General features: G+C 60.4%; 22 protein-coding genes. 9 read left to right on the forward strand and 13 right to left on the reverse strand.

What is annotated here, in order from left to right; all coding sequences use genetic code 11:
- Positions 1-41 precede the first annotated feature (41 nt).
- Genes cysN through EEB13_RS26430 form a run of 4 tightly spaced genes read right to left on the reverse strand, consistent with a single transcriptional unit; the run spans position 42 to position 4,250 of the window.
- Positions 42-1,943, reverse strand: coding sequence for a sulfate adenylyltransferase subunit CysN (gene cysN / locus EEB13_RS26415; RefSeq protein WP_141486581.1), 1,902 nt, complete (start codon positions 1,941-1,943; stop codon positions 42-44).
- Complete coding sequence (cysD, locus tag EEB13_RS26420) at positions 1,943-2,848, reverse strand: sulfate adenylyltransferase subunit CysD (protein ID WP_141486582.1); 906 nt, start codon at positions 2,846-2,848, stop codon at positions 1,943-1,945. Before cysD ends, cysN begins: the two co-directional genes overlap by 1 nt.
- On the reverse strand, positions 2,845-3,627 hold the full coding sequence (locus tag EEB13_RS26425; protein WP_410055781.1) for a 3'(2'),5'-bisphosphate nucleotidase CysQ: 783 nt from the start codon (positions 3,625-3,627) through the stop codon (positions 2,845-2,847). The genes cysD and EEB13_RS26425 overlap by 4 nt, the downstream gene beginning before the upstream one ends.
- 11 nt (positions 3,628-3,638) lie before the next feature.
- On the reverse strand, positions 3,639-4,250 hold the full coding sequence (locus EEB13_RS26430; protein ID WP_045068334.1) for a TetR/AcrR family transcriptional regulator: 612 nt from the start codon (positions 4,248-4,250) through the stop codon (positions 3,639-3,641).
- A gap of 78 nt (positions 4,251-4,328) precedes the next feature.
- Here EEB13_RS26430 and EEB13_RS26435 point away from each other — a divergent pair, with 78 nt between their 5' ends.
- From EEB13_RS26435 to EEB13_RS26450, 4 genes are read left to right on the forward strand one after another with little or no spacing between them, the layout of a single operon-like run.
- Positions 4,329-5,120, forward strand: a complete 792-nt coding sequence (locus EEB13_RS26435; RefSeq protein WP_045068331.1) for an SDR family NAD(P)-dependent oxidoreductase — start codon at positions 4,329-4,331, stop codon at positions 5,118-5,120.
- A gap of 5 nt (positions 5,121-5,125) precedes the next feature.
- The gene (locus EEB13_RS26440) at positions 5,126-6,415 is read left to right on the forward strand and encodes a sulfotransferase family protein (RefSeq protein ID WP_045069616.1); all 1,290 of its coding nucleotides are present in this window, start codon (positions 5,126-5,128) and stop codon (positions 6,413-6,415) included.
- Positions 6,412-7,710, forward strand: coding sequence for an alkyl sulfatase dimerization domain-containing protein (locus EEB13_RS26445; RefSeq protein WP_141486583.1), 1,299 nt, complete (start codon positions 6,412-6,414; stop codon positions 7,708-7,710). Before EEB13_RS26440 ends, EEB13_RS26445 begins: the two co-directional genes overlap by 4 nt.
- Positions 7,707-8,873 carry an NADH:flavin oxidoreductase gene (locus EEB13_RS26450; RefSeq protein ID WP_045068329.1) on the forward strand — a complete coding sequence of 389 codons (1,167 nt, stop codon included), beginning with the start codon at positions 7,707-7,709 and terminating at the stop codon, positions 8,871-8,873. Before EEB13_RS26445 ends, EEB13_RS26450 begins: the two co-directional genes overlap by 4 nt.
- 49 nt (positions 8,874-8,922) lie before the next feature.
- Here the strand turns inward: EEB13_RS26450 and EEB13_RS26455 are convergent, their stop codons facing one another.
- The 3 genes from EEB13_RS26455 to EEB13_RS26465 form a co-directional block, all read right to left on the reverse strand.
- On the reverse strand, positions 8,923-9,552 hold the full coding sequence (locus tag EEB13_RS26455; protein WP_245005902.1) for a DsbA family protein: 630 nt from the start codon (positions 9,550-9,552) through the stop codon (positions 8,923-8,925).
- 70 nt (positions 9,553-9,622) lie between these two features.
- The gene (locus EEB13_RS26460) at positions 9,623-10,276 is read right to left on the reverse strand and encodes a response regulator (RefSeq protein ID WP_033236385.1); all 654 of its coding nucleotides are present in this window, start codon (positions 10,274-10,276) and stop codon (positions 9,623-9,625) included.
- Between the two features lie 35 nt (positions 10,277-10,311).
- The gene (locus tag EEB13_RS26465; protein ID WP_045068327.1) at positions 10,312-11,526 is read right to left on the reverse strand and encodes a sensor histidine kinase; all 1,215 of its coding nucleotides are present in this window, start codon (positions 11,524-11,526) and stop codon (positions 10,312-10,314) included.
- A 165-nt stretch (positions 11,527-11,691) separates the two neighbouring features.
- Here EEB13_RS26465 and EEB13_RS26470 point away from each other — a divergent pair, with 165 nt between their 5' ends.
- Both EEB13_RS26470 and EEB13_RS26475 read left to right on the forward strand, forming a co-directional pair.
- Positions 11,692-12,207, forward strand: a complete 516-nt coding sequence (locus EEB13_RS26470; RefSeq protein ID WP_141486584.1) for a DUF4352 domain-containing protein — start codon at positions 11,692-11,694, stop codon at positions 12,205-12,207.
- The gene (locus tag EEB13_RS26475; protein ID WP_045068321.1) at positions 12,204-12,680 is read left to right on the forward strand and encodes a hypothetical protein; all 477 of its coding nucleotides are present in this window, start codon (positions 12,204-12,206) and stop codon (positions 12,678-12,680) included. The genes EEB13_RS26470 and EEB13_RS26475 overlap by 4 nt, the downstream gene beginning before the upstream one ends.
- On the opposite strand, the gene EEB13_RS26480 is transcribed toward EEB13_RS26475, so the two are convergent.
- Together EEB13_RS26480 and EEB13_RS26485 are read right to left on the reverse strand one after the other, a co-directional pair.
- On the reverse strand, positions 12,655-13,089 hold the full coding sequence (locus EEB13_RS26480; protein WP_007726950.1) for an OsmC family protein: 435 nt from the start codon (positions 13,087-13,089) through the stop codon (positions 12,655-12,657). The genes EEB13_RS26475 and EEB13_RS26480 overlap by 26 nt on opposite strands.
- Positions 13,090-13,152: 63 nt before the next feature.
- Positions 13,153-14,364 (reverse strand): TetR/AcrR family transcriptional regulator, encoded by a 1,212-nt coding sequence (locus EEB13_RS26485; RefSeq protein WP_141486585.1) that lies wholly within the window; start codon positions 14,362-14,364, stop codon positions 13,153-13,155.
- 242 nt (positions 14,365-14,606) lie between these two features.
- Here EEB13_RS26485 and EEB13_RS26490 point away from each other — a divergent pair, with 242 nt between their 5' ends.
- Together EEB13_RS26490 and fadD5 are read left to right on the forward strand one after the other, a co-directional pair.
- Positions 14,607-15,383, forward strand: coding sequence for an enoyl-CoA hydratase (locus EEB13_RS26490; protein ID WP_033236383.1), 777 nt, complete (start codon positions 14,607-14,609; stop codon positions 15,381-15,383).
- Between the two features lie 17 nt (positions 15,384-15,400).
- Entirely contained in the window at positions 15,401-16,990 is a 1,590-nt protein-coding gene (gene fadD5 / locus EEB13_RS26495; RefSeq protein WP_141486586.1) for a fatty-acid--CoA ligase FadD5, read from the forward strand.
- 68 nt (positions 16,991-17,058) lie between these two features.
- On the opposite strand, the gene EEB13_RS26500 is transcribed toward fadD5, so the two are convergent.
- The 4 genes from EEB13_RS26500 to EEB13_RS26515 all read right to left on the reverse strand — a co-directional run bounded on the left by EEB13_RS26500 (position 17,059) and on the right by EEB13_RS26515 (position 22,343).
- The gene (locus EEB13_RS26500) at positions 17,059-17,538 is read right to left on the reverse strand and encodes a nucleoside deaminase (RefSeq protein WP_033236332.1); all 480 of its coding nucleotides are present in this window, start codon (positions 17,536-17,538) and stop codon (positions 17,059-17,061) included.
- A gap of 82 nt (positions 17,539-17,620) precedes the next feature.
- On the reverse strand, positions 17,621-20,164 hold the full coding sequence (locus EEB13_RS26505; RefSeq protein WP_033236331.1) for an ATP-dependent Clp protease ATP-binding subunit: 2,544 nt from the start codon (positions 20,162-20,164) through the stop codon (positions 17,621-17,623).
- A gap of 308 nt (positions 20,165-20,472) precedes the next feature.
- Positions 20,473-21,381: an esterase/lipase family protein gene (locus EEB13_RS26510; protein WP_141486587.1), complete on the reverse strand. Its 909-nt coding sequence runs from the start codon at positions 21,379-21,381 to the stop codon at positions 20,473-20,475.
- 20 nt (positions 21,382-21,401) lie between these two features.
- Positions 21,402-22,343: an esterase/lipase family protein gene (locus EEB13_RS26515; protein WP_045069608.1), complete on the reverse strand. Its 942-nt coding sequence runs from the start codon at positions 22,341-22,343 to the stop codon at positions 21,402-21,404.
- A 317-nt stretch (positions 22,344-22,660) separates the two neighbouring features.
- On the opposite strand from EEB13_RS26515, the gene EEB13_RS26520 reads away from it, so the two are divergent.
- The gene (locus tag EEB13_RS26520; protein ID WP_141486588.1) at positions 22,661-22,987 is read left to right on the forward strand and encodes a hypothetical protein; all 327 of its coding nucleotides are present in this window, start codon (positions 22,661-22,663) and stop codon (positions 22,985-22,987) included.
- The last annotated feature ends 25 nt before the right edge of the window (positions 22,988-23,012 follow it).

Here is a 23,012-nt window from a genome sequence, read left to right on the forward strand (position 1 = left end):
GACTCCTTAATTGAGGGTTGAGTTATCAGCAGATCGAGAAATCAATGAATGATTCCGCGTTCGAGCAGATGCCGGATTATCTGATCAGCGGCATCGAGAGTCGACGATGACGTCGTATCGATACGAATTTCCGGCGAGACCGGAGTTTCGTACGGTGAGTCGATGCCGGTAAAGTTCTTCAACGCACCACTGCGCGCCTTCTTGTACAACCCCTTGGGATCTCGCTTTTCGGCGACAGCCAGCGGGGTGTCGACGAACACCTCGAAGAACTGATCGGCGCCGATGGTTTCCTTGGCCGATTGACGTTCGATCTGAAACGGTGAGATGAACGAAGCGAGGACGATCAGTCCGGCATCGGCCATAAGTTTAGCGACTTCTGTTACACGGCGGATGTTTTCGACACGATCAGCTTCGGTGAATCCGAGATCACGGTTGAGTCCGTGGCGAACGTTGTCGCCGTCGAGAAGATAGGTATGGCAGCCGAGCGCATGGAGTTTACGCTCCAACTCGTTGGCAATCGCCGACTTACCCGAGCCGGACAACCCGGTGAACCACACTACGCACGGTTTGTGACTGTTGAGCGTCTCGCGCGCCTTCTCGTCGATATCGACGGCCTGCCAGTGAATGTTGTCCGAACGCCGAAGAGAATGCTGGATGAGTCCGGCGCCGACGGTGGTGTTCGTCAACCTGTCGATGAGGATGAATCCACCGGTATCACGGTTGTCGGCGTACGGGTCGAATGGCACCGGACGGTCGAAACTCAGGTTGCAGACACCGATTTCGTTCAGTGCAAGCGTGTCGGTCGCCGTCTTCTCCATAGTATTGACATTGATCTTGTGCTTGGGCTTGGTGATTCGAGCCTGGACCGTCATAGTGCCGATCTGGCAGAGGTACGGCCGCTCCGGGAGCATCTCATGCTCACCCATCCACACCACGTGGGCTTCGAACTGATCGGCTACCGGGGGCAGCGCATCCGATGAAGCGAGCATGTCGCCGCGGCTGATGTCGATCTCGTCGGTCAGTGTGATGGTCACGGATTGGCCAGCGATGGCTTCGATGAGATCACCGTCCATCGTGACGATGCGCGCGACGGTCGATTCCTTTCCGCTGGGAAGCGCTCGAATCCGATCACCCGGGCGGATGATGCCGGAAGTGACCTGGCCGGAGAAGCCGCGGAAATCGAGGTCGGGGCGGTTGACCCATTGCACCGGCATACGGAACGGGCGTTGCTGCACATCATCGTCGATCTCGACGGTTTCGAGGTGATCGATAAGTATCGGACCGTCGTACCACGGGGTATTCGCGCTGCGCTCGGTGAGGTTGTCCCCCATATATGCCGACATGGGAATCGGAACGACGTTCTTCAAACCGATTTCGTCTGCAAAAGCACGGCATTCGGCGACAATGTTGTCGAATACCTCCTGCGAGTAGTCGACAAGATCGAGTTTGTTGACGGCGATGACTACATGTCGAATACCGAGCAGTGAGACCAGGTACGAATGGCGGCGGGTTTGAGTGAGCACACCTTTGCGGGCGTCGATGAGGATGACCGCGAGATCGGCTGTGGACGCACCGGTGACCATATTGCGGGTGTACTGCTCATGGCCGGGAGTATCGGCGACAACAAACTTACGACGCTCGGTCGCGAAGTAACGGTAGGCGACATCGATCGTGATGCCCTGCTCACGTTCGGCCGCCAGACCGTCGACCAAGAGGGCAAAATCGAGTCCTTCGCCCTGGGTGCCGACCTTGCGCGAGTCGTTCTCCAGAGCTGAAAGTTGGTCTTCGAACACCAGTTTCGACTCATAGAGCAACCGGCCGATGAGCGTGCTCTTGCCGTCGTCGACGCTACCGCACGTAATGAAGCGCAGCATCGTCTTGTTGGCATGCAACTCGAGATACTGCTCGATGTCGTTGGCAATGAGTTCGGATGGATGAGTCATCAGAAGTACCCTTCTTGCTTCTTCTTCTCCATCGACGCGCTCGAGTCGTGATCGATGACTCTCCCCTGGCGTTCAGAAGTGGTGGTCAACAACATCTCCTGGATGATGTCGGTCAAGCTGGTGGCGGTCGATTCGACAGCGCCGGTCAGCGGATAGCAGCCGAGGGTGCGGAAACGAACACTCTTGAGTTCCGGGGTTTCTCCCGGTAGCAACGGCATCCGGTCGTCGTCGACCATGATCAGTGCACCGTCGCGTTCGACGACGGGGCGCTTGTCAGCAAAGTACAGCGGAACAATCGGAATCTGTTCCTGGCGTATGTATTCCCACACATCCAGCTCGGTCCAATTCGAGAGCGGGAACACGCGCAGGCTCTCTCCCGGCGATTTTCGGACGTTGTACATCCGCCACAGCTCCGGCCGCTGCTGTTTCGGATCCCAGCGGTGCGCTGCTGATCGGATCGAGAAGATCCGTTCCTTCGCCCGGGACTTTTCCTCGTCACGCCGGGCGCCGCCGAACGCCCCGTCGAACTTGTAGTGATCAAGAGCTTGTTTGAGGCCCTCGGTCTTCCACATGTCGGTGTGCACCGCGGATCCGTGAGTGAACGGGTTGATTGCCTTCTCCACGCATTCGGGATTCTTGTACACGAGGAGATCGAGATCAGTTGCGGCTGCAGTCTCGTCGCGGAGTTTGTACATCTCGCGGAACTTCCACGTCGTGTCGACGTGCAGTAGCGGGAATGGCAGTTTCGACGGATAGAAAGCCTTGCGGGCCAAGTGCAACATGACAGCACTGTCCTTACCCACCGAGTACAGCATCACCGGGTTTTCACTCTCGGCGACGGCTTCTCTCATGATATGGATACTCTCGGCTTCGAGCCGTTCGAGATGCGTCAGCGTGGTAGTCATCGGTTGAGCACCTCCAATGCGGTAGCCGCGAGCTCGGGGCGGCAGATCAACAAGTCCGGCAACCAGAGATTCTCTTGGTTGTAGTGCAGAGCAGAGCCATCGATTCGTGAAACATGCAGGCCTGCAGCCTGAGACACGGAAACAGGAGCGGCAGAATCCCACTCGTACTGTCCACCGGAGTGAGCGTAGATGTCCGCGTCGCCGCGCACCACCGCCATGGCTTTGGCTCCGGCCGAACCCATCTCGATCAACTCGGCATCCAACGCGCGCGCCAGTGCCATCACCGGCTCGGGCCTGCGGGTGCGACTCACGACAACGCGGGGGTTGGACGGCACAACGCCGAACTGCGGCATCGGGTCTTTACTCGAGTGCGTTATTCCCAGACCTGGGAGTGCCACGGCTCCTGCTGTAAGAGAGCCGTTCTCGAACAATGCAACGTGCACAGCCCAGTCACTGCGGCCGATCTCACCGAACTCGCGGGTTCCGTCGAGTGGGTCGACGATCCAGACGCGCGACGCACTGAGCCGCACAGCATTGTCAGGTGATTCTTCCGAGAGCACCGCGTCGTCGCTGAATCGGCGAGCCAGTTCCCCAGCGATGAATGCCTGACTGACTCGGTCTGCACCCTTTCGGAATGCGACGGGCTCCACGTCGTCGGAAGTCAACGCTTCGCGATACCGGAGGAGCAGTTCTCCTGCGGCAGTGCTGATATCGATGGCAGCGGTTGTATCGCACGTCATTTCGGGTGGGTCGTCATGCTGCGGGGTAGTTCGCGTCATCGATGCTCCAGTCAGTGTGTAATTGCCCTCGCTAGCCCGTCTGCCGAGTACGTGATGTACTCCGTCGGATCGAGGTCTTGGGCCCAGTTGTTGACGATGGTGTCGGCCAGCCCCATGAGGCCGGCCCAGACGAAGGGGATCAGGGAAGGTCCCTCACGGAGTGAAAGCCCCTGTGCACCCGCTGCGTCTTCGAGAGCTGTCCGCAACTCGGCGAATTGCGCTTCGGTGGAATGTCGTAAGTCTTGGACCGCTTGCCCGTCGGAGTTCGAAGCGTCTTCGGTCGTTCGCCACACAGATGCCACGTGCCCGACTCGGGCCCATTGCTTGGTGGTTTCAGGCACGATAGCTGCGATCAGGGCCGATATGCCTTGATTGCGTGGCAATTCGGCAATGAACGCGGTCAACTCCTGCTGACTCTCGAAGAGGAGAGCTGCAAAGATGTCGCGTTTGTCGACAAAGTACTGGTAGATGAGTCCGGGACTCATACCGGCTTCTTTGGCGACGCTCCGAATCGTCAGTGCGGCGTAGCCACCCACATCCAGGATGGCTGCTGCAGCATCGAGGATCCCTCGGCGCCGTGCTTCCGTATCTCCGCGGACAGATGTGGTGTTCGTTGCGTTCATCCACACACACTAGCTGCTCGTTAAACAATGTTCAACAGCTATTGAACATTGTTCACAAACTGGCTACTGTCACACCTCATGACATCAAGCACCGAAGACAGCGCAACTGATTCTATTGCGAAAAGTGTTGTGGCATTCGACTTTTCTTCCTCCCGAGTTCTCGTGACCGGAGGGTCCAACGGCCTCGGACTTGCGATTGCACATCGCTTCGTCGACGCCGGCGCACACGTGACGATTACCGGAACCAAAGCGTCGGCCGACGACTACGAGCACGACCTCTCGGCATTCGTCTACCGGCAGTGCGTCATGACTGATCGCGAACAGATCGCCGACGTAGCCGCAGGACTGTCCACGCTGGACATCTTGGTCAACAACGCAGGTCAAACGCTTACCCAGAAAGGCGAATGGAACCCGGAGGTATTCGAGGAATCGCTCGCGGTGAACGTCGTGAGTGGGTTCCGAATGTCTTCCGCTGTCCTGCCACTGCTCAAGGAAAGCACGCAGAGCGGAGGCGCTTCTATCATCAACGTCGCATCGATGGCGTCGTACTTCGCCGTTGACGTCGTGCCCGGATACGGCGCATCGAAGGGCGCCGTCGTCCAGATGACCAAGACGATGGGATCGAATTGGGCCAAGGACGGCATTCGAGTCAACGCCATAGCCCCTGGACTGACGGCAACAAAAATGACGGCAGGACTCCAGCAGCGCCCTGAACACAGCAAACCGTCACTCGATCGCACACCGATGGCCCGGTGGGCAGACCCGTCCGTGGACGTCGCTCCCGTCGTACTGTTCCTTGCCAGCCCGGCCGCACAATTCGTTACCGGACAGACCTTGCCCGTCGACGGCGGATTCTCGATCAGAGGATGACTTCGATGCCGTCGTCCACTGCGCAACCTGAAGCAACCTCACCGAAACGCGTGCGCATCACCGACCTCCGTTACCCCGTACTCACCGAATCCCAGCAACAGACGTGGGCCTACGCCGAAGCGAACCCGATAACCCTGTCCGTGGACAGCGTTCTCTCCGCCGCGCGAGAACAAACAGGCCTCGGCGATTTCGGTCCTGACGACTTCCGCGAGCGACTGGCGTTGTGGCTCGACGAGATCGACGCCGATCCCAACCGTTCACCGGTCTCCCGGATGACTACTCACGCAGCGTGCACCCGCTACGCGGCCAACCGACTTCGAGTACTGGATGTCCTGCGTCGCCACCCCGAGATTCACGACGAGGAGATCGTGGCTCCCATCATCGTTGTGGGACTGCCGCGTTCGGGTACCACGCATCTCCTGAACCTCATGTCGGCTGATTCCCGTTTCCGGTCGCTGCCACTCTGGGAAAGTCAGGAACCCGTCCCCTTCGCGGGTGACGAACTCGGCGTGGACGGCGTCGACCCGAGATTGCTTCGGAGCCAAGAACGTTGGAACCAGATGCAGGCCAAGAGCCCTCTGGTGGCAGCAATGCATCCGATGACCCCGGAACATATTCACGAGGAACTCGAACTCGAAAGCCTCGATTTCTCGAGTTACAACTTCGAGTGGATGTCGTCGATGGCACCTCGCTGGCGCGATTACTATCTCGCCCACGATCAGCGCCCCCATTACGAGTTCATCAAGACGATGCTCAAACTCCTTCAGTGGCAACGTGGTCCGAACCGTTGGATTCTCAAGTGCCCGCAGCACCTCGAGCAACTCGGTCCACTCATGGACACCTTCCCCGACGCCACCGTCGTCATGACACACCGCGATCCGGTGTCGGTAGTCCAGTCTGCAGCGACGATGGTCGGCTACGGTGCCCGGATGAACTTTCACGAGCTCGACCTGGATGCGGTGTGCGACTACTGGATCGACCGCGTCAGCCGGTTGCTCGATGCGGGAACCCGCGATCTCGCCCTGATCCCCGACGAGCGGCGAGTGGATGTGTACTTCGACCAATTCATGGCGAACGACATCGGAACTGTCGAGCACATCTACAACCGCGCCGGCCTCGAGATGACCGAGCAGGCGCGAGGAGAGATCCGCGAGTACATGTCCAGTCACAAACGCGGTTCCAACGGTCAGGTTGTGTACGACCTGCGAGCAGACTTCGGCCGAGAACCGGCCGAACTGCGCACTCGATTTGCCAACTATTTTGACGCCTTCTCTGTGAAAGTAGAGGTTCTGTGAACCAGCACATCTCCGATCAAGTCGACGCTCTGATCGCACAACGACCGGGAAAGACCCTGCTCGAACCTGAGTACACCGACGAAGCGATCACGATCAACGATTTCATCTACCGCAGCGGCGGCACCAGCTCGGCGTACATGATCGTCACGCCGGCCGGCCGGATCATCGTCAACACCGGCTGCGGATTCGAAGGACCGCATCATCGAAAGCTGTTCGACGACATCTACTCCGGGCCGACCAGGTACATCATCACCACTCAAGGCCATACCGACCACGTCGGTGGAGTTCACGCCTTTCGTGAGCCGGGTGCCGTCTACGTGGCCAACGAGCTGAACCAGTCCGTTCAGCTCGACGATGCTCGTGTCATCAAGCGGATGCGTCAATGGGCACCCGTATGGTTCGGCCGGGACGCCGACACCGTCGCCCGCTTTGCCGCCGAATTCCCATCCGTGTCCAATGCACAGGACGAGCCGGTCCCGGATCTCACTTTCACAGACTGTCTCGACCTCACGGTCGGCGGACTGGATGTCGAATTACATTCCGGTGTCGGCGAAACAGTCGACGGCGCAATGGTGTGGCTTCCACAGCATCGCATCGCGATGATCAGCAACCTGCTCGGCCCCCTCTTCGGCCACTTCCCCAATCTCAATACCGTCCGCGGACAGCGATACCGCTTTGTCGAGCCGTACCTGAAGACAATTCGCACGCTGCGCGACCTGCGACCGCAGACCCTGATCACCGGCCGCGGCGAGCCCATCGAGGGCGAAGAACTCATCGACGCCGTCTTGAAACGGATGTACGACGCCGTCGACTACGTTCACCGCACGACGCTCTCCGGAATCAACGCGGGTAAGTCCGTCGAATCGCTGATGCGCGAAATCAACTTGCCGCCACACCTTTACGTTGGACAGGGCTACGGTCAGGTCAAGTGGGGAGTCAAGACCATCTGGGAAACCTACCTGGGATGGTTCCATCACGACTCCACCACAGCGCTCTACGATCTGCCCCGAACGAAGACTCTGGCTGATCTCGTCGAACTGGCCGGAGTGGAGCGTGCAATCGAACTCGCCGAAACGAGACTCGCCGAAGGAGCAGTGGTCGAGGCCACCGCGCTGTCCGAGGCTGCTCTCGCATTCGAGCCCGATAACGGACCTGCTACCCGCGTCCTCCTGGCCTGCCACCGGGAACTGCTGACACAGCCGTCCACCGAGGCGAACTTCTGGGAATCCGGGTGGCTGGCACACCAGATCAAGAAGCTCGAAGCAGCTGTCGCAGAGTTGGATACGAGCCGATGACCACACTAGAGGCCTTCGCGCCTGCGAAGTTGGGACCGGCGACGCTCCGGAACCGAATCATCAAATCGGCCACGTTCGAGGGAATGACACCCAAAGGTGTGGTCACCGACGAACTGATCGACTTTCATCGCAAGTTCGCTGCCGGCGGCGTCGGTATGACAACAGTGGCCTACTGCGCCGTCGCACCGGAGGGTCGTACTTCCGCAGGGCAGCTCCAGTGGACCGAGGAAACCGCACCCGGGTTACGTCGGCTGACCGACGCGATTCACGCCGAAGGCGCGGCCGTCTCAGCACAGATCGGCCATGCGGGTGCCGTCGCAAACCCGAAATCAAACGGCCACAAGGCAATTACATCGAGTAGACACTTTCACCTGACAACCCTCAGCTTCGCCGAAGCCGCCTCCGAGGCCGACATCGATCGGATCGTCGAGGCCCACGCCCACGCTGCCAGAGCCGCCACCGAAGCAGGGTTCGACGCCATCGAACTGCATTTCGGTCACGGTTACCTCATCAGTTCATTCCTGAGCCCAAAACTGAACCACCGCAACGATTCCTACGGCGGAAGCCTGAAGAATCGAGCACGCTTCGCGCGTCGAACCGCACGCGCCGTCCGAGACGCGGTCGGTACGAAAATCGCCGTGATCGCCAAGGTCAGCATGGATGACGGCGTGCCTGGTGGATTCTGGCTCGAAGAGGCAATCACAGTTGTGCGCTGGCTCGAAGAAGACGGAACCCTGGACGGGGTGGTCCTCACAGCCGGAAGCTCACTCGAGAACCCCCTCTACACGTTCCGAGGTGACGCACCGCTACGGGAATTCGGGGCACTCATGCCGCAGCCACAGAAGCTGGGAATCAAACTCGTGGGAAAACACTTCCTGCGCACCTACCCGTACACCGACGCCTACCTACTCGATCACGCGCGCCAGATCCGCGACGCAGTAGACCTCCCGCTGGTGTTGCTCGGCGGAATCACGGGCAAGGAATCGATCGACCTCGCCATGCGTGAGGGATTCGAGTTCGTCCAAATGGGCCGCGCACTGCTCAGCGACCCGAACTTGATCAAGACGATCGAGGAAGAAGGCCACGGGCAGACGCTCTGTATTCACTGCAACAAATGTATTACCACGATCTACGGGGGAACTCGCTGCGTATTGCGGCCGTGACCCATCCCTGACAGCGCCTCTGCGCACGCGCTGTCAGGGATGTTCGCTGTCAGGCCGGCTCGGAAGCCTGCGTGAGCAGCTGCAGGAACACCTCTTCGGGCTGAGCGCCGGACACAGCGACCGCACGGTTGGCGACGAAGAACGGAACGCCGCTGACCTGGAGCTGGCGGGCCATGGACAGATCCTCGCGCACTGACTCGGCGGCGGCATCGGAGTTGAGCTGCTCACGCACGGTGTCCGCGTCGAGGCCGACGCTCACAGCCAGATCTACCAGCACCTCACGATCGTCGATCACCTTTCCGTCGCTGAAGTGAGCCTTGAACAGTGCTTCGAGGAGTTCGTTCTGTCGCTCACCGGCGAGATGTAGCAGTCTGTGCGCATCAAAAGTGTTGGCGGCGATCACGGTGTCGAAGTCCAGGGTCAATCCGACCTCGGCGGCCGTCGCGCTCACATGCGAGAACATCTGGCGTACCTGATCAGGCGCCATTCCCTTCATCTCGACCAAGGCGTCGAGTTCCGTGCGGCCCTCTCCCACCGGAGTCTCCGGCGCAAGCTGGTACGAGCGCCAGATGACGTTGACGCGGTCCTTGTTCTCGAAACGATCCAGGGCCGAGAGGAACCTGGTCTTTCCGATGTAGCACCACGGACAAGCAACGTCCGACCACACTTCGATGGTCACGTCTTGGTCAATCACGATTTGATCAGTCACCGAAGGTGCAACAACAGCAGCGGCGAGATTAGTCCTTACATCACACGACGAGACCGCACCGGTACGCAACCAGCGATGCACGCACCCGATTGTTCACTCCGAGTTTCGAGAACAACGACGAGACGTGCGATTTGATCGTTGTTTCACCGAGGTACATACGCTCCGCGATTTCACCGTTTCCCAGACCTGTGGCCAACTGCACCAGAACTTCGCGCTCACGGTCGGTGAGCACCGCCAATGCCGTCTGGTCCCGAACAGGTTCACGGGGAGTGGACTCGGCGATAGCCCGCAGAGAATCCCGGCTGAACAGCGCATGGTCGGATGCAACGACGCGCACGGCCTGCTGAAAGGCTTCGGGTGCAGCATCTTTCCGCATGAAGCTGTGTGCGCCGGCCTCGACCGCCTCGATCACCAGGCCGTCGACGTCGAAAGCCGTCATTGCGATGACCTTGGGAGGGTTGGGCATCAACATCAACTGGCGAGTTGCTTCCAAGCCCCCGACGCGGACCATTTTGAGGTCCATCAGTACGACGTGGGGACGAAATCGAGTGACCTTGGCCGGCACTTGGTCGCCGTCCTCGGCCTCTGCAACCACCACGATGTCGGGTGTGGCTTCGAGGATGTCCTTCATCCCGCGCCTCACCCAGGCGTCGTTGTCGACAATCAGCGTCGTCACCCGCGAGTCTGTGTTCATGGTGGGCGCAAGACTACCGAGTGCCACCGACAAAATTATGCGAACCAGGGCACCCAGCAACTGACGAGGAAGTCCTCCCCCAGCGCGCCGGCCTCGACCTTGCCGCCGATCTCGCGTGCCTGCTCGGCCAATCCGCGGAGCCCCGAACGCGAACCGATCGACGTCATCGGAGGCAGATCGCTGAGCTTGTTGCGTGCCAGAATGCGAATTCCGTCATGCGGTGATCCAGTGACGGAAATGACGAGCATTTGATCGCTCGCGTATTTCTGAACATTGGTGAGCGCTTCCTGCACTACGCGATAACACACGTGACCAGCCAACATTCCCACGTCACCCGGAAGCAGTTCCGATTCCAGACGGCAGTGAATGCCGGCCGCACGAGCACCGTTGACCAGATCACCGATCGCATCGATGCCCTGATGCCCACCGTGCTCACGACGATCACCACTTCCCCTGAGCACTCCGACGATGCCCTTCAATTCGTCCAAAGCCTCGTGTGCGGTAGTTCGGATCATGGCTGCGGTATTGACGACCTTCTCCGGATTGTCTGCAGCACTGACTTGCAACCCGCCGGCAAACAACGAAATTCGACTCAAGCTGGCCGCGATTGTGTCGTGCATGTCGCGGGCGATCCGGGTGCGTTCCTCGGTGCGAATCATTTCGTCGCGCATCGCATCGGTCTGTTCCGTCGCCAGATCCCGCACGTGCTCGGCCTCGACGAGTTCGGTTTTGGTACGAACGAGAAGCGAGAGCGCCACCACGACGGCGACCATGACGGCTGCGACCAGCCATGGAATCCACAGCGCCAGGTTGTACTGCGCGAGCTCTGTGCCGTCCTTCGGCGCAGCAGTTCCGATCGTCAGCACCGAAAACTCGCGATCCCGAAAGGCGTCGTAGGTCAACGAGATTCCGCATGCGACGTACACCGCCGCGCCCGCGACCGCCAATTGATTTCCGCGCGCGATTCGAGCAACTGCAAACAAAGCGATGAGCGCCGCCGTGGCATCTGTCGGAAAGAACAGAGGACCGACCAGCGTGATCGCCAGAACCGCCCAGGGACGTTGACGCCGCCACACCAGCGATATCCCACCAGCTGCGCCGAGAACAAAGCCGATTCCGACCAGCACCGGTGGCACATTTCCCGACGAGCCGGCGATAGTCGCCGTCATGATCGAGCAGAAAATGCTGAATGCGACGGCGACAGTTGTCCATACGCGTCGTCGCACTGCAGTTCCTCGGGTGGTGATCACCGAGTAAGCGTATAGACCACCACCGACTCCTCGAATCAGCCGATTGGACCACCACGCGCGCAAACAACGACCGAAAGGAGGAGATCACCCGATCTTTCGGCTGACGCGAAAGGCATCCCGGACATCGTTGACTAGTGCCATACCCGCTCTCGAAAGGCACCCATCATGCGATCACTCCGCACTCCCCTCGCCGTCCTCGCCGTCGGCGCAGCCCTGTTCGCAACCATCGCGTCAGGCGAAACCGATGAAGCGAAGAAGGTCGACGACAACGGTTCGTCCGCCGCACCCGCTGCCGCTTTCGGTATCGGTGACGTCGTCGAACTCGGTGACTGGCGCGTTCAGGTACACGGCGTTGTCGATCCGTACGTCTCGACCAATCAGTTCATCACCGCTGATCCCGGAAACCGCTACGTCGTGGTTGACACCGAGGTCACCAACAACAGTGACAAGCCCGCCGCGGTGTCGTCGATGATGTGCTTCGAACTGCAGGACTCGGCAAACAAGTCGTACAACATCACGTTCACCGACAGCAACACGTCGAGCGTCGACGGAGAGCTAGCGCCGGGTGCGGCCAAGCGCGGTGAATTGTCGTATGAGGTCCCCGAAGCCGCCACCGGTCTGCGTTTGCAGTTCAAATGCGATCTGTTCTCGTCCGGCTCGGCAACCATCAACCTGTCGTGAGGCGTCCGGGCGATCTGCTGCTGAGTCCGTGGGCCCTGGTTTCGGTGGCGATCATTCTGATCAACGACCACGTGCTCAAGGACGCCTTCGGAAACACGATGACGGGCAAGCTGTCCGACATAGCCGGTGTGTTCCTGTTTCCACTGCTTCTGCTCTCGGTTCTCGAGGTGCCCAGACGCAGCCTGGTGGGGCGAGCAGCGATCGCCTGGTCCATCGCAGTCACGGGAATAGGCTTTGCCGCCGTGAAAATGGTTGCGCCGGTTGGCGACGCGTACGAGTGGGTGATCGGATTTCTCCGTTGGGCCGCAGCAGGATTACGCGGAAACCTCTTGCCGATCCTCGTCGTCCGCGATCCTTCGGATCTGTGGGTGCTCCCGATACTGCTCGCGAGCTACCTGGTGATCAGAGGTGCTCGAGCGCCGAAAACGGCGCCCGAGCACGAGAAGATCAGTCCAGCGCTGCATCCAATGTGATGTCGACGCCTGTCAAAGCCTTACTGACCGGGCATGTTTCCTTTGCGGCCTGGGCTACCTTGGCAAAACCGTCGGCGTCGAGGCCGTCGACCTCGGCGCGAACGGTGAGCTTGATTCCGGTCAGCTTGAAGCCGACCGTGTCGGGGCCCAACGAGACATCTGCCGTGATGTCGAGGCTCTGCGGAGTTCCCCCGGCCTCGGCGATGAGCGCTGACAATTGCATCGCGTAGCAGGACGAATGTGCCGCGGCGATCAGTTCTTCTGGGCTGGTGGTTCCGCCGGCTTCCTCAGCTGCTCGTTTGGGGAACGACACGTCGAATGTCGCGACTCCGGAACTGGTGAGTTCCACCTGCCCCGATCCGGCTTCCAAGGTGCCGTTCCAGGCCGTGCGTGCGGTACGAGTTGGCATTGGGTGTCCCTACTTCCGTCTGCGGATTGTGTGAAACGCCTTGCCACTCGAACTTACCCGCGACTATCCGAGAAGTGTCGCCGACAGAAGTGCCGCGACGCGTTCGGCTTCCGCGAATCGGACGACGCGGCCGACATCGAGAACCAGTCCCAGCGCCGCGTGAACAAGAAATCGAGCCGACGCGACAGTGAGTTCGGGCCGGGCGTCGACGCACAGGTGCGCCCACTCCTCGACATTGCGTCGCTGAATCTTCCGTAGCTCCTTGCCGGCATCGGCAGGGAGATTTCCGACTTCCGCGAAATAGACGGCAAGCAACTCACTCTGAGCGAAGAAGACGGCAACGTACAGCTCAGCAAGTGTGTGCACAGCCTGGCGCGGAGTCTCGGATTCTGCCAGGGCGGAGCCCAACGTGACGGTCAATTGTTCGGACACCCGATGAAAGGCTGCGGCCAGTAGGTCTGCCTTGCTCGGAAAATGCCGGTACACACTCGATGCGGTGATCCCGGCGGCGGCTCCGATTTCCTCGATGCTGACCTCGTGATACCCACGTTCATGGAAAAGCAGCACCGCTTCGTGAAGCAGCACTTCACGTTTCGATGTACGTTCGAGTCCTGGAATCGTATTGACGCCTTGCAAAGGCGCTACCGACGAGACTCGCCGCGGGAGTTCCATATCGATCACAGACCAGCAGACGGAGAGCATCAAGGACTCGATCTGCTTGGGCGGCAACGTCGATCGATGCCCCGTGACACTGCCGATCACACTCAGAATCGCTGCCGTGACGAGGTCGAGATCGGCACGACCGAGCTCCGGGCGGACCGCAGCCAACGGCTCTGACACCCGCAGGCGCAAGGCCACCACGTCCAGGCGCAGGTTCTCGCGATCCACCTTCTCGAGGTAGCGGCCTTCCCAACGATAGAGCCCGCCCCGACGCCGATTCTCGAGAGTGACACCGATGACTGCGACCATGACGGCTTGCAACTGTTGCCGCGGATCGTCGCTCTCGCAGTGCGCGGAATCGGCCGCATCGAGCAGTGCCCGAGACAAGTTTTCGACCGCGTGAACGAACAGTGCGTATTTGGTGGGGAAATGGCGGTACAGCGCGGGACCGGACACGCCGACGGCAGACGCTATGTCGTCGATACCCACCGCGTGGTACCCGCGCTCACTGAACGCCTCGGCTGCAACCGCCGCGATCTGAGCCTTGCGATTCTTCGGCCGCGTGCGCGAAGTGGATTCATCGCCACGTGCGACGACGCGTGTCCGTCCGGGCATGAATCCCTCCATTCGTTTCACAGCTACCGTATCGGATTCTCCGAACACCCTTGACACTGCCACTCGAGGTGTTATGTTAACCGCTATTCGCACAATCTCGCAGATAGATTCACCACTGAAGAGACCCTCCTGCGGCACGAGTTACGGCCTACGCCAAGGGAACACATTTCGCCAGATCAACCGTGAGAAGGAAGCTGTGTGCTGATGATTCGCATGTGTTGTACCGTTTCCCCGAGTTCGTCATGACCTCGTCCACAGCGGGTCTCCTGACGGAACTCGACAACGGCATTCTGCGTTTGACCTTCAACCGCCCCGAACGCATGAACGCAGCCGACTTCGAGACCATGAAAAGTCTCATCGACGCTGTTACCGACGCCGGCGACAACCCGGATGTGCGCACCATCGTCATCACCGGAGCAGGCCGCGCCTTCTGTACGGGAGCAGACCTCGCAGCTATCACAACCAATCCGACAGATCCCCAGATCGTCATGGACACCGCAAACACCGTGATTCGCGCCATCACCAGCACCTCCGTGCCCGTGATCGCCGCAGTCAACGGACCTGCCGCAGGTGTAGGCGTCTCCATCGCCCTCGCCGCAGACCTGACCTATGCTGCCGAAAGTGCCTACTTCCTCATGTCTTTCGTCAACATCGGACTGATGTCAGACGGCGGCGCCAGCGCATTGATTCCGGCAGCGATCGGCCGGGCGCGTGCAGCCGAGATGCTTCTGCTGGGTGAGCGTCTATCCGCTACAGATGCAGCGCAATTCGGGCTCGTCTCCAAAACCCTTCCCGACGATCAGTTCGCTGCACACATCGAGTCCGTCGCGAAGCGCACCAGCGCAGCGCCCCGTCGTGCTCTCCAACTCACCAAAGCCGCACTGAACGCCGCAACACTCGATCGCATCGACTCCGCTCTGGAACTCGAAAAGACCGGTCAAGCAGAACTTCTTGTCGGAGCCGACTTCGCCGAAGGCGCGACCGCAATGCTTCAGAAACGCGCACCCCACTTCAAGTGATTGAGAGGAAACAGTAGATGCCCTCCACCGATACAGCGTCCGAGGTACAGCGCCTGCGACGCACCAACTGGAACAATCAGGTTGCCCGCCACGCGCAGATGATCCCGGACCGCATCGCGCTGCGATTCCAGGGCGATTCCATCACCTGGAGCACGCTGAACGAGCGCGTCGAAAAACTGGCAGACGCGCTCTCCCGGCGCGGCGTCAGTTTTGGTGACCGCGTTCTGATCCTGATGCTGAACCGCCCCGAGTACCTCGAGATTGTTCTCGCGACCAATGCGTTGGGCGCGATCGCTGTCCCGGTGAACTTCCGACTGACCCCACCTGAGGTCGCCTACCTTGTCAACGACTCGGGCTCCAAAGTCATTGTCGCGGAGGGCCCGTTGGCTCCGTTGGCCGCCGCAGCCCGCGCAGCGTCCGAGGGCATCGACATCTCCATCACGGTGGGCGCACCCGCTGAGGGCGACAGCTTGAACTACGAGGACTTGATCAGCGAACCGGGTGAACCTCATGCATTGATCGACATCCCGGACGACACACCGGCTCTCATCATGTACACCTCGGGAACCACAGGACGCCCCAAAGGTTCCGTGCTCTCGCATTCCAATCTCTCGTCACAAGCGTTGACCTGCATTCGTGCCTTCCACCTGTTCAACGAGGATTCCATCGGCTTCTGTGCGTCGCCGATGTTCCACATCGCTGCCCTCGGTTCCATCGCCCCAAGCCTGCAACTGGGCACTACCACGGTGATCCACCCGGTTGGCGCATTCGACCCGGGTCAGCTTCTCGATATCCTCGAAGCCGAGAAGGTCACCAGCTTGTTCCTCGTGCCCGTGCAGTGGCAGGCGGTGTGTGCAGTTCAGAAAGCCCAACCTCGAGCCCTCTCGCTCAAGAACATTTCCTGGGGTGCCGCCCCGTCGTCGGACACGATCTTGCGGGCAATGGCCGAAACCTTCCCTGATGCGTTCAACGTCGCAGTCTTCGGGCAAACCGAAATGTCTCCCATCACTTGCGTACTCGACGGCGATGACGCCATCCGTAAGCTCGGTTCAGTCGGCCGGGTCATCCCCACCATCTCGGCTCGCGTCGTCGACGAGAACATGGATGACGTGGCACCCGGCGAAATCGGGGAAATTGTCTACCGCGGACCCACAATGATGAGTGAGTACTGGAATAACCCCCAGGCCACCGCAGATGCCTTCCACGGCGGGTGGTTTCACTCCGGCGACCTGGTCCGTGTCGACGACGAAGGATTTGTGTACGTCGTCGACCGCAAGAAGGACATGATCATCTCCGGCGGTGAGAACATCTACTGCGCCGAGGTCGAGAACGTTCTGTACGAACACGAATTGATAGTCGAAGCCGCAGTCGTCGGGCGTCCCGACGCCAAGTGGGGCGAGGTTCCGGTAGCGATCATCGCGATGACCCCCGGTTCAACCGTGGACCTGACCATCGAGGAGCTGAGCACCTTCCTCAATGATCGCCTGGCACGGTACAAGCACCCTAAGGACATCATCGTCGTGGAAGCCTTGCCGCGCAATGCAAGTGGCAAGGTAGTCAAGGGTGAACTGCGTGAACAGGCTCGGGCTGTAGACGTAGTGTCCTGAACGTCATGTCCTGAACGTCATAGAGCGGGCGGCATCTCGATCGAGAGGTGCCGCCCGTTTGCGTGTCGTCAGGCGCCGCGTGAGTGCAGCATGCGGTGCAGTTCGCGGACCTCATCGACCAGCTCCGGAACCGGCCCTTCCACCGGAAGATTCGGCGCAACCTCGTTGATCGGGAGGGATCGTACCGGCCCCGAGGCCACTCCCCACTCCGTAAGCCATTCACTCAACTGCGCAGACGAACACACGTACACGATCCGGCCCAATCCCACCCAGGCATGAGCAGCCGAACACATCGGACAATGCTCGCCGGAGGTGAATACCGTTGCCGTAGAGCGCTCTTCCGTCGTCAGATACTGCGCGGCCCACCGCGCCAACTCGAATTCCGGATGTCGTGTGCTGTCGCCTCCCGCAATTCGGTTTCGATCTTCCGCGAGGAAAGTCCCGTCAGCGGCAGCAAGTACCGATCCAAACGGTTCGTCGCCTTCGTCCAATGCCTCTCGCGCCAATTCGACACAACGTCGCAGATGGCCCATCTCGATCTCGTTCATGAATATGCTCTCTCCCCGTGATACACAAAACGGGCGGCACCGGTAAGGGTGCCGCCCGTTTTCGTTTACAGCTCTGTACTACTTACTCTGCGGCGCTTTCGCTCTCGCCTGCCTTGGACAGTTCGATCGGCGGTGCGTCCGGCACGTCGATCGGCTTCTTCGTAGGCGTGAACGTGAACTTCGCGTCCTCGCCCGAGCCTTCGCCGTCCCAGCCTTCGACGTCGACGAGCACGATGTGTCCCGGTCCGATCTCTCCGAAGAGGATCTTCTCGGACATCTGGTCCTCGATCTCGCGCTGGATGGTGCGACGCAGCGGCCGCGCACCCAGTACCGGATCGAATCCGCGCTTGGCCAGAAGCGACTTGGCCTTGTCGGTGACCTCCATGGCCATGTCCTTGTTCTTGAGTGCCTTCTCGACGCGAGCAAGCATCAGGTCCACCATCTGAACGATCTGCTCGTTCGTGAGCTGATGGAACACGACGATGTCGTCGATACGGTTCAAGAACTCGGGGCGGAAGTGCTTCTTCAGCTCATCGTGCACCTTGAGCTTCATCCGCTCGTAGTTCGAGCCGGTGCCCGTTCCCGAGCTGAAGCCCAGGCCGACAGCCTTGGAGATATCCGACGTACCGAGGTTGGACGTGAAGATCAGCACCGTGTTCTTGAAGTCGACGGTACGACCCTGACCGTCGGTGAGACGGCCGTCCTCGAGCACCTGCAGGAGGGTGTTGTAGATCTCCTGGTGTGCCTTCTCGATCTCGTCGAACAGCACGACGCTGAACGGCTTGCGACGGACCTTCTCGGTGAGCTGGCCACCCTCTTCGTATCCGACGTACCCGGGAGGGGCACCGAACAGACGCGAAGCGGTGAAGCGGTCGTGGAACTCGCCCATGTCGATCTGGATCAGAGCGTCGTCGTCGCCGAACAGGAAGTTGGCGAGCGACTTCGCGAGCTCCGTCTTACCGACACCGGACGGGCCGGCGAAGATGAAGGAGCCCGAGGGACGCTTGGGATCCTTCAGACCTGCACGCGTACGACGGATCGCCTTCGAGACGGACTTGACTGCCTCTTCCTGGCCGATGATCCGCTTGTGCAGTTCCTCTTCCATACGGAGCAGACGAGTGGTCTCCTCCTCCGTGAGCTTGAAGACGGGGATGCCGGTCCAGTTGCCCAGAACCTCGGCGATCTGCTCGTCGTCGACCTCGGCGATGACGTCCAGGTCGCCCGCACGCCACTGCTTCTCACGCTCAGCGCGCTGAGCAACGAGGGTCTTTTCCTTGTCACGCAGGTTCGCGGCCTTCTCGAAGTCCTGCGCGTCGATCGCGGACTCCTTCTCGCGACGCGCGTCGGCGATGCGATCGTCGAATTCGCGCAGGTCCGGCGGTGCAGTCATCCGACGGATGCGCATTCGCGCGCCCGCCTCGTCGATGAGGTCGATCGCCTTGTCCGGCAAGAAGCGGTCGTTGATGTAGCGGTCGGCGAGCGTCGCAGCTGCCACGAGAGCACCGTCCGTGATGGACACACGGTGGTGAGCCTCGTAGCGGTCACGAAGACCCTTGAGGATCTCGATGGTGTGCTCGACGGTGGGCTCGCCCACCTGAACGGGCTGGAAACGACGCTCGAGTGCGGCATCCTTCTCGATGTACTTGCGGTACTCGTCGAGAGTGGTGGCACCGATGGTCTGCAGCTCACCGCGGGCAAGCTTGGGCTTGAGGATGGAGGCCGCGTCGATAGCGCCCTCAGCCGCGCCCGCACCCACGAGAGTGTGCAGCTCGTCGATGAACAGGATGATGTCGCCGCGGGTGTTGATCTCCTTGAGAACCTTCTTCAGGCGCTCTTCGAAGTCACCGCGGTAACGGCTGCCGGCCACGAGCGACCCGAGGTCGAGCGTGTACAGCTGCTTGTCCTTGAGGGTCTCGGGGACCTCACCGTTGACGATTGCCTGAGCCAGGCCCTCGACAACAGCGGTCTTACCGACACCGGGTTCACCGATGAGGACCGGGTTGTTCTTGGTACGACGCGAGAGAACCTGCATGACACGCTCGATTTCCTTCGAGCGGCCGATGACCGGGTCCAGCTTGCCTTCGAGGGCAGCTTGCGTCAGGTTGCGACCGAACTGGTCGAGCACGAGCGAGGTGGACGGCGTGCCGGCCTCTCCGCGAGTGCCACCGGTTTCGGTGGGCTCTTTGCCCTGGTAGCCCGACAGCAGCTGGATGACCTGCTGGCGGACACGGTTGAGATCGGCACCGAGCTTGACCAGAACCTGGGCTGCAACGCCCTCACCCTCGCGGATGAGACCGAGCAGGATGTGCTCCGTACCGATGTAGTTGTGTCCGAGCTGCAGCGCTTCGCGCAGACTCAGCTCGAGGACTTTCTTGGCGCGCGGTGTGAAGGGGATGTGACCGGACGGAGCCTGCTGGCCCTGGCCGATGATCTCCTCGACCTGGCTGCGGACTCCCTCGAGGGAGATACCCAACGACTCCAACGACTTGGCGGCAACACCTTCGCCCTCGTGAATGAGGCCGAGGAGGATGTGCTCCGTACCGATGTAGTTGTGGTTGAGCATCCTGGCTTCTTCTTGAGCCAGGACAACAACGCGCCGCGCGCGATCGGTGAACCTCTCGAACATCGCTCTCCCTCACACTCTCCGGCGGGCAGGTTCGAGACCGGATGTCTCGTCCCTGGTCGCCGCGTTTCGCTCCGGCACTACAGACTGATCGCCTCGCCGGTCAGCAGACATGGCGTCTACGAATCGACTGAGGTTGCACGACCCCACTTATTACTCTAGAGGGCGCGAAGTCCACCTGCTGCTCCTCCACCCGATTGGCAGGGGATACCGGCTTACTTACATCTCACAACGTCGCAGCTCCGGCAATCGTTTCCCACTTCCTGTACGCCTGAAGCGAACAGGTACGTATATCGAGTTCGGCGCTGAGATCAGCCGATAATCGGGAGCACTCGATCACACGGGATTTCACGGGTCGTCGACGGATCGAGTGCCGCCAGCGTCAACGCTGCCGTTCTCTGTGACGCCACCACGGCAATGTGGTCCGACCGGTCCTGCGGGCAACCATCCTGCACCACAATGTTGGACGCATTCGACGCCGCGAGTATTCCGCTGGTGTACGGAACCACTACTTGGTCGTAGCGAGTCACGATATTGGAGTACTCGACGGTGTCCGCGTACACGCCGGCGTCACGCAGCTCGGACACAAAGCTCACGTTGTCGAAATCCGGACCGCCGACGCCTTTCGGCGGACCGACGTCGGAACCGTTCCACAGCGGGGCTATCGACACGATCTTCGAGACCTTGTCGTCACCGCCTGAGAACTTGGCGTAGTACCCACTGACGGTCGTCCCCTGCGAATGTCCGACGAGATCGACTTTCGAGGCACCCGTCGCCTCCAATACTCCGTCGACGAAGTCCGACAACTGCTGTGCACTCTCCGGCAGCGGCGCGAGGCCACCTGCAGCCGACAACGGCCATGGCAGGTCGAATCGGTTCCCGAACGTGAGTGCAAAAACGCAATAACCCTCGTTCGCGAGAACCGGCGCAAGTACCGCCCAGTTGGTCTGACGGTTTGCCGCGGTTCCGTGGACGAGGACCACGGGATCCGGATGCGCCACCGAAGGCGTGCACGAGTAGTTGTTGGTTCCCGGCACTGATCCCCCGGGGTCGAGCGCTTCCAGCGCAATCCCGCTGGCGAAACCGAACGGAACAGGCAGTGTTGAAGTGACAGACGGTGTAGTCACGGGCGGCGTATCCGCCGACGCACGTTCCGGCGCGGCAGCAGCCCCCAGTACTGCTGCCGCAACCGCCGCGCAGGCTACTGCCCGTATGCCCATCGCACGCCTCCATGCTCTGCTCAACCCACGATGGGCCACACCGGATGACACGGTACCGGTCGCGGGTGCGATGGATCGAGCGCATTGAGAGCAAATGTCGCAGCGCGCAGCGATGCCGCGATGGCGAGGTGATCGGAGATGTCTTGCTCACAACCGTCCTGGACAACAATGTTGGTGGCGTTCAGCCCAGGCTCGAGACCATTTGTGTACGGAAGAACCAGCTCGTCGTAACGCGTCGTGATGTTCGTGTAGTGAACACCCGACGCGTAGACGCCACCGGCACGAAGATTCTCGATGAACTCCGATCCCGCGCCCATGTTCAAGCAGGCTTTACAGATCGGGAATCCGGCCTGCGCTGCCTCGGACACCCCGAGATCACGCATGGTGCGCCCGATGCTGACCTGCTCGTTTCCGAGCGTTCCCTTCCACAGCGGCGCAACCGAGATGATGTTGTCCACTTTGTCGGCGCCACCGAGGAACTTCGCGTAATACCCGTTGATGATCGTGCCCTGCGAATGTCCGATCAGATCTACAGACGACGCTCCGGTAGCACCAAGAACCTGATCGACAAAACTCGACAATTGCGCTGCACTGGAAGGTATTTCCTGCATTCCACCGATCGCCGACAGCGGCCACGGCTGTTCCGGAAAATTGCCGTAGGTCAGCGCGAAAACGCAGTAACCCTCATTGGCGAGCAATGGCGAATAGGTAGCCCAGTTGGTCGCCCTGTTGCCGGCCGTACCATGCACGAGCACAACGGGATTCGGATGTTCAGCAGTCGGCTTACACGAAAAGTCGTTGGATCCGGGAGCCGAACCACCAGGATTCCCCAACTCCTGGGGAACGCCGGCAAGAAACGCGCTGGGAACGGGCAACGGTGCCTGCGCCGACGCCGTCGACCCCATCCCGACGAGGATCGCCGCCGCGAGTACAACTCCCCCGAAAATCCCAGTTCTGCGCACGATCGACTCCTCTGACGGCAGATACAAACCGTGCAGACGCTAACAAACTAGAACGCGTTATCAATCGCTTTTCGGAAAACGCGCCCACAATGTGCTGATTCCACCCTCTGGATCGGCCACCACCGAAGATCGATGTGGAACCCGGCCAACCTCAGCCTATCGCCACCAAATTCGGTCTCACCTATGACATTCCACCCGATTGGCGAAATAACTCAGGCTCAGTCGCCGGGTGGACCACCACTGAGGACACCATTATCTTTGGCGCACTTGGGGACAACCGGTCGCAACGGCGTCGACATCGACACCGTCGCACAAGAATGGGTCCACAAAGCCGATCTCATTTTTCCGACAAGCACGGCACCCACGCCACCATCGCCTACAGAGAACCAACTCACTTCACCATTTCCGGACGCCCCGCTGTCCGATACACCGTAACCGCCACCAACATCCCCCCAGACAACGAATGCGACCCGTCATCAGCAACATTCGACATCGTCGCCACACCTGGATACGCCACGGCGGAAGTGATGATCTTCCTGATCCAGTCAGATCAGGGTCACCCCGAGTCCCTCGACAAGGCAGCGATCGACCAGATCATCTCGACGATCCGAAAGTCGGAGACCACGGACGCAACAGTTCGTTGAACTGGCGGGCCCGAATCCGTCGGGG

Source organism: Rhodococcus sp. WS3 (assembly GCF_003797085.1).
Taxonomy (GTDB): Bacteria; Actinomycetota; Actinomycetes; order Mycobacteriales; family Mycobacteriaceae; genus Rhodococcus_F; species Rhodococcus_F globerula.